The organism is Legionella parisiensis (genome assembly GCF_001467945.1).
GTDB classification, from domain to species: Bacteria; Pseudomonadota; Gammaproteobacteria; order Legionellales; family Legionellaceae; genus Legionella; species Legionella parisiensis.
In genome coordinates this window covers 1,941,328-1,953,225 of record NZ_LNYQ01000013.1, presented here as the reverse complement: position 1 = coordinate 1,953,225, position 11,898 = coordinate 1,941,328, and the positions used below count along the sequence as shown (strand labels likewise).

Sequence of the window (11,898 nt, the reverse complement as noted above, 5' to 3'; positions counted from 1 at the left end):
ATAGGTTGAGTATGAATAAATCTTTGGCAGTATTATTTATAATTTTAGGGTTAACGTCTTGCTCAGCAAAAAATGAACATTATTACAAAGCGCATCCTAATGAATTGCAACAAGCGCTAAAAGCTTGTCCAAACAAACAACCAGCGGGTTTGACCTGTGATCAATTGGAATCTCTTGCCAATCGGATGAATAAATTGGCTTATCAATTACAACTCAGTCCCCAAGGTTTCGGAAAAAAAATTATGGCTTTACAAGAGTCGATTGTTAAAGAACAAGCACAATTAAAAATTGAGAATAATAATACAAATTTACAAGCCAATTTAACTCAAAACAGACATGATTTAGCTGATCATTTAGCAGTAGTTAGATGGTTTGAATCACCTATGAGTTAAAAGATGAGAGTACTAATAAGTAATGATGATGGAGTTTTTGCCCCCGGAATTAATCGACTAGCCAAGGAGTTATCAACTTTTGTAGACATAGAAGTCGTTGCTCCTGATAGAAACAGAAGTGGCTCAAGCAACTCTTTGACTCTGTCACGTCCGCTAAAAGCTAAAAAACTGGATAATGGTTATTATAGCGTTGAAGGCACCCCAACGGATTGTGTGCATTTGGCAGTTACAGGTTTTTTAGATACCGAATTTGACATGGTTGTTTCTGGAATTAATGATGGTGCTAACTTAGGTGATGATATTCTTTATTCAGGTACTGTAGCTGCCGCAATGGAAGGCCGTTATTTAGGATTGCCTGCCCTTGCAGTTTCTATGGTAGGGGATAACATTCAGTATTATGACACAGCGGCAATTATTGCCAAGCATTTGGTGATGAAATTAAGTACGCACCGTCTTCCTTCTCAAACTATTTTAAATATTAATGTCCCTGATATGCCCTTGGATAAAATAAAGGGATTGCAAGTTACTCGCTTAGGCACTCGACATGGTGCTGAACCTGTTGTAAAAGAGAAGGATCCTAGGGGACGGCCTATTTACTGGATTGGTTTGCCCGGAGCAGAGGCTGACGCGGGCCCTGGAACAGATTTTTATGCAATAAGTGAAGGGTATGTTTCAATCACACCTCTTCATTTGGATATGACAAATTACAAAATGTTTGATCAATTAGCCAATTGGCTCGATGGGATTGGCATTCAATAAAACAATTTGTTTGAGGTTTAATAAATGATAGCCACATTTTGCAAAAGATTTTTATGTCTTTTCCTCATGATAACCTTAGTTGGTTGTGGAAATAATTTAGCTCCTGTTACTGAGTTAAAATGGAATCCTTATTCCCGCTATCAGAAAGTATATGTGGTAAAACGTGGAGACACGCTTTTTTCTATTGCATTTCGCTATGATACAAATTACAGAACTTTAGCTCGGTTAAATCATATTAATCCGCCTTATTCTTTAAGAGTGGGACAAGTAATCCGCTTGCAAGGTATTATTATTCCAAGACATAGAAAAATAACACGCCCAGCTACAGCACGGCATTATTATGTTGCTCCTGCAAGAACTTCTGTAATTTATTCCCCCGCAAATAGATATGCTCGTTCTACTTCGGGCTGGTTATGGCCGGTGAGTGGAAGAGTAACTACATCATTTATTCCAGAACAAGGCAAAAAAGGTATAAACATTGCATGTAGAAAGGGTGAGAAAGTAATTGCGGCGGCAAATGGTGTGGTTGCCTATGCTGGAAGTGGGTTAGCTGGTTATGGTAACTTGATTATTATTAAGCACAATCATGAATATTTAACAGCTTACGGCAATAATGCCCGGATTATGGTATCCGAAGGACAGCAAGTAAAAGCAGGGCAAATTATTGGAATAGCCGGTGTTATTGATCGCAAATATACCGGTGTTCATTTTGAAATCAGAAGATCGGGCGTACCAGTCAATCCTTTGAATTATCTACAAAAAGGTTGACAGATGACTTGTAGTTATAGCAACAATAATCTTTTTATGAAGTATAATGTAGTTATGGAATAAATTTCGCAACATGACTAGGGCTGTTTACATTTCGCTAGCTTGGGTCAAAATGACTTGGTTTTCAAGCACCGAAGCACAGCATATACGAAGTATGTGCGCATTGGGGCGCAGAAAATCAGGACAGTTCGGCCAAGACAGTAGAAATGTAGACAGAGCCTAATACTATAGGTGAAAAACAATGCACGACGATGAGTCAAGTAAAGAACCAGAACTTAAGGATGAAGATTGGTCTGAACCAGACGATGAATCACTCTTAATAGAGGAAGACATTGATTCTCTTCTTGAAAAAGATGAAGAAGAGGAAAGTGCCGAGCTTCCTGATTTTTCGGATGATAATGCATTCCCCTCATTCCGTGGTAAAAATGCACTAAAAATGATGGATGCGACACAACTCTATTTGAGTGAAATTGGATTTTCTCCTTTGCTCAGTGCAGAAGAAGAAGTACGTTATGCTACTCTGGCTTTGAAAGGGGATGTTGCTGCCCGCAAAAAGATGATTGAATCTAATTTGCGCTTGGTGGTTAAAATTTCACGTCGTTATCTTAATCGTGGTTTACCTCTTCTCGATTTAATTGAAGAAGGAAATTTAGGTTTAATGAAATCCGTTGAGAAATTTGATCCTAAACGTGGTTTTCGCTTTTCAACCTATGCCACATGGTGGATTAGACAAACAATTGAACGCGCTATTATGAATCAAACGCGGACTATTCGCTTACCTATCCACGTAGTTAAAGAGCTGAATGTGTATCTCAGAGCAGCAAGGCAACTGACCCAAAAATTAGACCATGAGCCTTCACCCGAAGAAATTGCAGAAATGGTTGATAAACCTTTAGAAGATGTACAAAAGTTATTAGGATTGAATGACAAGGTAACCTCTGTTGATACGCCCATAGGCTTTGATGAAAATAAATCACTATTAGACACTATTGCTGATGAAAACAGCGTAAATCCTGCAGAGCTCTTAACTAATGAAAACTTGCGTTTACATATAGAATCTTTATTGGATAAATTGACTGAAAATCAACAGCAGGTTATTGCGAGAAGATTTGGTTTAAGAGGGTTTGAAAAAGCAACACTTGAGGATGTGGGTAAGGAAATTGATTTGACACGAGAACGTGTTCGTCAAATCCAAGTTGAAGCATTAAAAACATTACGTGGTTTGTTGGAAAAAATGGGATTAACGCAGGAAGATTTGTTTTAGGAATTTCAACCGCATAAATGATTTTATGAACTCTATTGTAGCCTGGGAAAACGACGGCTCTTGCCACTTTTTAGTCCTGCGTTTCCCCAGGCTTTTTTTATTGTTAATATCAAAAGGGGAGGAGTAGTTTTAATGAAGAAAATGATTTTATCCGCTTTAGTTGTTTTATCATCAGGGGTTCAAGCAGAACAATTAACAACATTAACGGAAATGGCGGATGCGATATCTCAAGGAAAAAGAATCACTCTGGTAACGAATATTCAAGAGTGCAACTCACAAAAACCACCTTTGATCCCTATTGCTGCATCAGCACAACCTAATGCTTTTCTTGTTATTGATAACAGTCGAATTAGTACTTCAGTGAACCATTTTACTTTGGATAGTCCTTTTGCTCGTGGTAATCCTGCCTTCGAATTTGTTAAGTACAGTATTAATGCAGATGGAACTGTCTCTATAAAAAATACGGTAATGAATGCAATCAATTATCAAAAACTAGCAAGTCATCAAATTGACTGTACTTTAAATAAAGGATTTAAGGTTTTTGCTTGAGTCCTGCTGACAGGGCGAAGCAGTAGAGCTCGGGGCTTATCAGGGTAAACGAATCTTTATCGCATAAAACAAAATACCCTGCGTTCCGCGCTTTATGCGGGGAATCCAGTTCATGTCTTCATGTAGATCGATGGATGCCGTGCATCAAGCGGTAAGCAGGCAAAAAAAATATTCAAAGATTATACTAATTTGCCCTGACGATTTATGGTGTTAATTTTTCGTGTTATGGCTGCATCTTCATCATTTTGTACTATGGGCATGTAAAATTTGCTTTCAGCCCCTGCCAACAATCCGCATAGTTTTTTTGCATCTGTGGAATACGCATAGCCTGCTCGGTAACGTTCCATACATCTCTTGTTTCAAACATGAACGCCAAAGTATTCAAGTAAAGTTCAGGTTCTAATTTTTGCGCCACTGCTTTTTCATAGCTTATTTGATCAGGCCCATGCGGCGTCATGCAATTATGAATGCTTACTCCGCCAGGTGAGAATCCTTCTTTTTTTGCATCGTACTCACCACGGACAAGCCCCATGAGTTCATTCATGTAATTACGATGATAATAGGGTGGTCTAAATGTATGTTCGGCAACCATCCAGCGAGGAGGAAAAATGACGAAATCCAAATTGGCTACTCCGGGAGTATCACTTTCCGAAGTTAACACGGTAAAAATGCAGGGATCGGGGTGATCAAAACTTACTGTGTTAATTGTATTAAATAAACTCAAATCATAGCAATAAGGAGCATAATTACCATGCCAGGCTACTACATTCAGCGGAGAGTGGTTGCATTTTGCTGTCCATAATTTATTTTGATACTTGCATATAAGGGTCGCTTGTGTGATACCTTGCTCAAATGCAGCAGTGGGATATTGAAAATGTCGTGGATTCGCCAGACCATTAGCTCCGATCAGTCCTAATGGAGGTAGTGTGAGCGGGCTGCCAGTGTTTTCACATAGATATCCTTTTGTTTCGGAACCAATGAGTTCCATTTTGAATTTAATACCACGGGGAATAACAGCTATCATGCCAGGGCATATATTTAATTTACCAAACTCAGTATGTAGGTTCACCTCCCCTAAGTAAGGAACAAAAAGCATTTCTCCATCATTATTCGCGAAGTATTTATTTTGCATGGACCGGGTGCAATGATAAATATATGCATTTACATGGTGGCTTCCTGCAAGATGAAACATACCTTCGACAAAATCAAAGTCTTCTCCTTTAAACAGGTCCTGAGGAGACCAACGCATGGGATTTGGAGATTGCTCTGTATGATAGGGTTTGAACAGCTCCATCTCATAAACCTGATATCTGCCCTGGACTACAGAGGGTAGAATTCGGTAAAGCCAGCTTCGTAAATTACTATGTCTTGGACGAGTAAAGGCCGTCCCACTTAATTGTTCGGCATAAAGACCTAAATTACAGTGTTGTGGTGAATTCTGGCTACTTGGCAAAGCGCCTGGAACTGCTTCAGTTTGATGGTAATTACCAAATCCCTGCAAATACACTATTGATCTCCTTTAGTGTTATGGATTTATTGAGTTACTCTTGCTGGGGAGCGGAATCCAAATTGACTGCATCTATTTCCAAGCTTACCCAGATATTCTTATTTGCTATAAATTAAAAACTACATTCTGGGGGCTACTATAGTCTAAAAAAGTTAAAAATGTCGAGCCCAAATATAAGCTAAGTTATTCTTTTTAACAAAAGAGCATGTATAATTTATACAAAATTAAATAAGGTTTTGAGGTAGTAATATGGCTGGTCATAGTAAGTGGGCAAATATTAAATTTCGTAAAGGCGTTCAAGATGCAAAACGTGGAAAAATATTCACCAAATTAATTCGAGAAATTACTGTAGCTGCTCGAATGGGAGGAGGGGAGGAGTCTTCCAATCCTAGATTAAGGGATGCAGTTAAAAAAGCACTTAGTGCGAATATGAAACGCGATACAATTGAGAATGCGATTAAGCGTGGAGTGGGTGGACTTGACGGTGAAGCAATGGTAGCTATGCGTTATGAGGGCTATGGACCCGGTGGGGTTGCAGTTCTTGTAGATTGTTTGTCAGATAATAAAAACCGAACCGTATCAGAAGTGCGTCATGCATTCACGAAAAATGGCGGTAATTTGGGAACAGACGGTTCAGTATCTTATCTCTTTACTAATCAGGGTGAAATTCTTATGGCACCAGGACAATCTGAAGAGCAGGTTATGGAGATTGCCATAGATGCTGGAGCAAATGATGTTTCTGTAGATGAAGGTCAAATTGAAGTGATTACTCCTGTCGAGGGGTATCATAGTGTATTAAATGCGCTTACAGAAGCAGGTCTAGAAATTGAGCAATCTCATTTAACCATGCGTGCCCAAACTTTAGTTTCTATCGATGATGATTCAGCACAGAGTCTTCTTAGGTTAATCGATATGCTTGAGGATCTGGATGATGTTCAGGAAGTGTACAGCAATGCAGAGTTTTCAGAAAAACAATTAGAATCAATAGATTAATGGCCATAATATTAGGGATAGATCCTGGTTCAAGGATTACTGGATACGGCTTAATAAAAGAGTCGGATCGAAAAATTGAATACATTGACAGTGGTTGCATACGTACCAATCCAGATGGGGAGTTAAGCCAAAAGCTATTGCAAATATATGATGGTATTTGCCAACTAATGGAGCATTATTCGCCTTCAGAAGTAGCAATTGAGCAAGTATTTATGCATGAAAATCCAAGCTCAGCTTTAAAATTAGGGCACGCACGCGGTGTTGCTATGGTTGCGGCGGCATCGCATCGTGTTAAAGTAAGTGAGTATTCTGCACGAGAAATTAAGCAAATGGTAGTTGGGTATGGCGCTGCGGAAAAGGCTCAGGTAAGTCACATGGTCGTACATCTTCTTGCTCTGAATAAGGCGCCTCAAAAAGATGCCGCAGATGCTTTGGCAATAGCAATTTGTCATAGTCATATGCGTCATAATTTATCATCAGTGATTGGCAGACGAGGATTAAGGAGAAGGAAAAGATGATTGGTTGGCTGGATGGACAAATAATTGATAAGCATCAACCGGGAAAATTGGTCCTTAATGTCCAAGGGGTTGGATATGATGTGGAAACCTCATTAAATACCTTTTTTCAGCTTGATAACCATGGCAGTTCAGTAGGGTTACATATACATACGATTGTTCGTGAAGATGCATTGTTGCTGTATGGATTTCTGGAGAGACAGGAAAGGGAGTTATTTAGAGCTTTGATTAAAGTAAATGGGATTGGTCCAAAACTTGCTATGTCGATTCTTTCCAGTATTACTCCAAATGAGTTTATTCAATGTATTCAACAAGAAAACGCTTCTTTTTTAATGAAATTACCTGGCATAGGTAAAAAAACAGCCGAACGTTTAGTCGTTGAAATGCGTGATAGTATGAAGCAACTTTCCATATCTGCTTCTGTCTCCCCAAACAACAAATCAATTCTCATGATGAGTGGCCAGGATGAAGCAGTTAGCGCTTTGGAATCACTGGGTTATAAGCCCCAGGAGGCATTAAAAGCAGTTAATAAAGTAAACGATAATTCCAAAAGCTGCGAGCAGTTAATACGTGACGCGCTGCAAGTTTTAGCAGCTCGATAATTGATAATTATAGCAATTGTAGCGGGCGATTTGTAGCTTGGGTGCAGTGACTGAATCTTCTGTAATCTGCGCTCAAAACTGGCTTTTCCCCAAGATTTTTAACTTGTGATTAAGAGAGTGGTACAGAGAAGCGGAGCCTGTGGTTTCTAAATGTCAATGAATGCTCGATCCTGAGGTTCTCTTTGCTGTACCCAGGTTACTACTTTTCCTGAATAGGTAAAAAGAATCTTACAATCAAACCTGTGCCTTCTTTGGGGGTATCCAGCATTAGCCTTCCGCCATGTAACTCAGCAATTTGCTGAACTATTGCTAAACCAAGGCCGCTACCAGGGCTTTTATTGCCAAGAACACGGAAAAAACGCTCAAAAACACGCAATTGTAACTCAGCTGGAATACCGGGTCCATTGTCACTCACTTCAAGCATTATTTCGTCTTGCAGTTTAGCGAGGCGTACTATAATTCTTCCATGTTCATTACAGTATCGTATTGAGTTATCAACAAGATTACGAATTAATATTCCCAAAGCAGTTGAATTACCATAAATAGTGAGATTTTCTACATCGCTTTCAAATTCCAGGTCAATTTGTTTTTCCACTGCAGCGGGTGCAAGCATAGCAAGTATTTCGCGAGTTAATCGACTTAGATTGACCTCATCTTTTTCCTCCATGTGAGCAGCTTCTGGTACAAGCCGGCTCATAGTAAGTAACTGCTGAACTATATGAGTACTGCGATTAACACTTGCAATAAGCTTTTGTAATGCCTGATTTTTTTCTTCTATGTCATTAGAATGCAATGCAACTTGCGCTTGTGTTTTTAGTGCAGCAAGCGGGGTGCGTAGTTCATGTGCTGCATCAGCAGCAAAACGTTTTTCCCGTTCAAACCCTTCTTTTAGTCTGAAAAACAATTTATTTAATTCATCGATAACAGGTTTAATTTCCTCTGGAACTTCGTGCAAATCAACCGGCTCAAGGTGGGTGGGAGCACGGTTAGCTACTTCTTCAGCGACTTTGTCCAGACTATCCAGGCCACGCCCAATAATAATCCATATGAGCAGGCCTGATAACGGGAAAGTCAAAAGCATAATGTAGAGATCATCTTGAGCAATTCTATGGCCCAATTCATTACGTGTGTCGTAACGCTCAGCCAAAACGGTGCGAATTCCAGCTTTATCATTGTAGGTAGTAAAGACTCTCCAATCCTGAGTGGATACTTTTTTATCACTAAATCCATCGACTTCCGAAGTTAAAGGAATTTTTGGCGCCGAAGATGAGTGTAACAATAATTTGCCGCCATTGGTCCAAACCTGAAAGTTAAACTTATTGAGATAATTTTCTGGGGGCTCTTCATTCAAAAATCTTTTCTGATAGTATGTATCAATCTTTTTAGGAATTGTTTCGAGTGCCTCTTGAATTTTCGCTAAAGGGCGTTGATGAAGATCATCGCCCAGTAGTGCTTGATAAGAAAGCGCTGAGACGGCCATTAAACTATCTAAGTGATCTTGAATGTCCTTTTGATCAAGATAATAGTTACCAATTGCTGTTAAAGTGGTCGTTATAGTGATTGCCAGCAATAAATTTATGAGAAGAAACTTTCTTATAGAAGATTTCACGATACAGGAATACCATCATTTTTTTCTGCCATATATCCAACACCTCTAATTGTGCGAATAAAATTGGCATTAAGTTTTTTACGTAGATTATGTATATGAACTTCCAGCGCGTTACTATCTACGTCTTCTTCCCATCCATATATACTTTGCATAAGTTGTTCGCGAGATAAAACCTGGCCACTGTTTTCTAGAAGTTTTTGCAATAGCGCAAACTCTCTACGTGGAACATTAACTAAAACATCGTCAACAAATACTGAGTGAGCAGCAGGATCAAGAGTAATATTTCTATATTGCAGTACAGAATCAGCACGGCCTTGTGAGCGTCTGACCAGGGCTCTGATTCTGGCACTAAGTTCATTAAGATCAAAAGGTTTAATCAAATAATCATCTGCCCCACTATCTAAACCTTTTACGCGATCTTCAACGGATTCCCGGGCTGTTAAAATAATAACGGGAGTTGGATTGCCATCATGGCGTATACTCTGTAACAATGCGAGTCCAGAGAGTTTAGGTAAACCTAAATCTAAAATAATTAGCTCAAAGGATTCAGATTTTAACGCGGCCCGAGCAGCTTCACCATCTCTAAGCCAATCTACAATATAACCAAATTGGGTTAAGCCGGTTTTGACCGCATCCCCAAGTAATTCGTCGTCTTCAACTAGCAATAGTCTCATTCTTGCTCCTATTGTTTTTCAAGGCCAGTCTCATCCATATGTTTTGTTAGATAAAAAGCTTGAATCAATACAAAAAGCAGAGTAAAACCAACCCCACCAAATAACTTAAAGTTAACCCAAGCATCAGTATTAAAATTATAGGCAACATAGATATTTACTGCGCCCATTAAAATAAAAAACAACACCCAGGCAAAATTCAATCTATGCCAGATTTTTCTAGGAAGAGTTACATTGGCTTCCATCATTTTCTGGATCAATGGTTTGCTACCAATATAACCTGAACTAAAAAATACCAAAGCAGAAAGCCAATAAATACCTGTTGGTTTCCATTTAATAAACCATGGGTTGTGGAAAAAGAGGGTAGCTCCTCCTAAGACCATAATGATTGCAAGGCTAATTAAATGCATTTTTTCGTAATGCTGGAATTTTAATCGGTAAAAAGCTACTTGGCCTAAAGAGGCAATCATAGCAATAGCTGTCGCAGTATAGATACCAAAAAATTTGTATACTATAAAAAATAAAACTATAGGAAAAAAATCAAATAGTAATTTCATATATATAAATACAATAAAAAAAAGTTACTTAGATTATAACACAAGTTTTCGTGCTCTCCTCCTTGCTTTATACCAGAAATGAAAAATAATTGTTAATAATGAGCCACTATGGGTTCATTAAATCGATTGGTTTGGTTCTTAAGCAAGATGATGATGGATACTAAAATTCCATAGTGACTTGAGTTTTGCAACAGTAGATTAATTAGCCAACAAATATTTTTTGCCCACTATATAAGGGATCATTTCGTTTAAGGCCAGGATTTAATGCAATAATGTGCTCTATTTGTGTTTTATGCTGTCGGGCTATAGAACTGAGACTATCGCCTTTTTTGACAATATACTGAATGGGTTGATGTACTTTTTTCCAGATCACGAGTTGCTGACCGTATTTTAACGGTTGATTTCTCGCCAATTTATTCCATATTTGGATGTCTGCAGTACTGACACCATAAGTTTTTATCAGAGTCTGAAACGTCTCATTTTCTTGAACAATATGAATAACACGATGATATTGTGGTACAGCAATTTGATGCTCTAATGGTATGACGGGAACAGAGGGCTCCTTTTTAACAACGGCAGGGGCATTTCTGGTGCTCGGAATTAAAAGGAATTGATTAGGTTCAACACGATTTGTTGTGAGCTGATTTAGCTGTTTAATTAAATTCACTGTAGTGTGATATCTAACAGCTATATTATCCAAGTTGTCACCGGGTTGCACTATATGTTTTTCCCAGCTTACACGTTTTTCTGCGGGGAGGTTAGCAAGGTTTAAATTAAATTGATGTACTTTTTCAGCAGGGATGAGTAATTTAATTGGTTTATCGGGGGCGGTAGTCCATCGGTTAAAACCAGGATTTAATTTGATTAACTCTTTATAACTGATTCCTGCCATTTTGGCGGCATGGTTTAAATCAATTGGGCTTCCTATATTCACTTCCACAAAATAAGGAAGATAGGCTATTTCAGGTAGTGCTAAATTATATTGTGATGGGCTTTTAATGATTTCTGCTAAGGCAAGCAGGCGAGGAACATAAGTTTGAGTTTCTCTTGGCACAGTTAAATCCCAAAAGCTTCGGGCACGTCCACCTGTTGCCTTGATTGCTCGATCTATAGTACCTTCCCCCGCATCATAAGCCGCTATGGCGAGAACCCAATTGCCATTAAAGAATTTATTGAGATAAAGCAAATAGTTGAGTGCTGCATCGGTTGAGGAGCTGATGCTGCGTCGCGCATCAAACCACCAATCTTGTTTTAATCCTAAACCCGCACCAGTTTGTGGCATTAGTTGCCATAATCCAGCGGCACCAGCTACAGAATAAGCAAAGGGATCAAAAGCACTTTCAATCATGGGCAAAAGAGCCAACTCACCGGGGAGATTTCTTTTTTTTACTTCGGCAATAATATGATAAAGGTAGGGTTCCGACTGATGGCATACTTTATTAAGAAAACCTGGATGAGCTATAAACCAGCGGATTTGCTCCTGTACTTCTGCACGCGATGTTTCATGATTTAAGGAGAATTGAGCACGTAATACTTCCCAGGCATCAGCTGTATATGCTGAAGTCGCATTAGTAATGCCAAAAAAAATGAGTAAACAGAATAAAAAAGCTTTTATTTTGAAAAACTTAAATTTCAATGGTAATTACCTATGAATATAATTAACTATCGAGTGTACTAAAATTACTTATGGGATTAAACCCTCATTGCACTTA

General features: G+C 38.8%; 13 protein-coding genes. 8 read left to right on the top strand and 5 right to left on the bottom strand.

Annotated features, from left to right (window positions below):
- Positions 1-11: 11 nt before the first annotated feature.
- The 5 genes from Lpar_RS14730 to Lpar_RS14710 all read left to right on the top strand — a co-directional run bounded on the left by Lpar_RS14730 (position 12) and on the right by Lpar_RS14710 (position 3,732).
- A complete protein-coding gene (locus tag Lpar_RS14730) occupies positions 12-392 on the top strand; it encodes an EexN family lipoprotein (protein WP_058518636.1) in 381 nt (126 codons plus the stop codon).
- Between the two features lie 3 nt (positions 393-395).
- A complete protein-coding gene (surE, locus tag Lpar_RS14725; protein WP_058518635.1) occupies positions 396-1,151 on the top strand; it encodes a 5'/3'-nucleotidase SurE in 756 nt (251 codons plus the stop codon).
- Between the two features lie 24 nt (positions 1,152-1,175).
- The gene (locus Lpar_RS14720; protein ID WP_058518634.1) at positions 1,176-1,919 is read left to right on the top strand and encodes a peptidoglycan DD-metalloendopeptidase family protein; all 744 of its coding nucleotides are present in this window, start codon (positions 1,176-1,178) and stop codon (positions 1,917-1,919) included.
- Positions 1,920-2,160: 241 nt separating this feature from the next.
- Positions 2,161-3,183 (top strand): RNA polymerase sigma factor RpoS, encoded by a 1,023-nt coding sequence (gene rpoS, locus Lpar_RS14715; RefSeq protein ID WP_058518633.1) that lies wholly within the window; start codon positions 2,161-2,163, stop codon positions 3,181-3,183.
- Positions 3,184-3,315: 132 nt separating this feature from the next.
- Positions 3,316-3,732 (top strand): VirK family protein, encoded by a 417-nt coding sequence (locus Lpar_RS14710; protein ID WP_058518632.1) that lies wholly within the window; start codon positions 3,316-3,318, stop codon positions 3,730-3,732.
- A gap of 250 nt (positions 3,733-3,982) precedes the next feature.
- Here the strand turns inward: Lpar_RS14710 and hmgA are convergent, their stop codons facing one another.
- A complete protein-coding gene (hmgA, locus tag Lpar_RS14705) occupies positions 3,983-5,239 on the bottom strand; it encodes a homogentisate 1,2-dioxygenase (RefSeq protein WP_058518631.1) in 1,257 nt (418 codons plus the stop codon).
- A 249-nt stretch (positions 5,240-5,488) separates the two neighbouring features.
- Here hmgA and Lpar_RS14700 point away from each other — a divergent pair, with 249 nt between their 5' ends.
- The 3 genes from Lpar_RS14700 to ruvA are packed head-to-tail and all read left to right on the top strand — an operon-like array spanning position 5,489 to position 7,349.
- On the top strand, positions 5,489-6,232 hold the full coding sequence (locus tag Lpar_RS14700; protein ID WP_058518630.1) for a YebC/PmpR family DNA-binding transcriptional regulator: 744 nt from the start codon (positions 5,489-5,491) through the stop codon (positions 6,230-6,232).
- Positions 6,232-6,750: a crossover junction endodeoxyribonuclease RuvC gene (gene ruvC / locus Lpar_RS14695; protein WP_058518629.1), complete on the top strand. Its 519-nt coding sequence runs from the start codon at positions 6,232-6,234 to the stop codon at positions 6,748-6,750. The genes Lpar_RS14700 and ruvC overlap by 1 nt, the downstream gene beginning before the upstream one ends.
- On the top strand, positions 6,747-7,349 hold the full coding sequence (ruvA, locus tag Lpar_RS14690; RefSeq protein WP_058518628.1) for a Holliday junction branch migration protein RuvA: 603 nt from the start codon (positions 6,747-6,749) through the stop codon (positions 7,347-7,349). The genes ruvC and ruvA overlap by 4 nt, the downstream gene beginning before the upstream one ends.
- 199 nt (positions 7,350-7,548) lie before the next feature.
- Here the strand turns inward: ruvA and Lpar_RS14685 are convergent, their stop codons facing one another.
- From Lpar_RS14685 to Lpar_RS14670, 4 genes are all read right to left on the bottom strand, one after another.
- Complete coding sequence (locus Lpar_RS14685) at positions 7,549-8,958, bottom strand: ATP-binding protein (RefSeq protein ID WP_058459218.1); 1,410 nt, start codon at positions 8,956-8,958, stop codon at positions 7,549-7,551.
- Positions 8,955-9,632: a response regulator gene (locus Lpar_RS14680; protein WP_058459219.1), complete on the bottom strand. Its 678-nt coding sequence runs from the start codon at positions 9,630-9,632 to the stop codon at positions 8,955-8,957. Before Lpar_RS14680 ends, Lpar_RS14685 begins: the two co-directional genes overlap by 4 nt.
- Before the next feature lie 8 nt (positions 9,633-9,640).
- Positions 9,641-10,186 carry a septation protein A gene (locus tag Lpar_RS14675; RefSeq protein ID WP_058518627.1) on the bottom strand — a complete coding sequence of 182 codons (546 nt, stop codon included), beginning with the start codon at positions 10,184-10,186 and terminating at the stop codon, positions 9,641-9,643.
- 202 nt (positions 10,187-10,388) lie between these two features.
- Complete coding sequence (locus tag Lpar_RS14670) at positions 10,389-11,822, bottom strand: lytic transglycosylase (RefSeq protein ID WP_058518626.1); 1,434 nt, start codon at positions 11,820-11,822, stop codon at positions 10,389-10,391.
- Positions 11,823-11,898 lie beyond the last annotated feature (76 nt).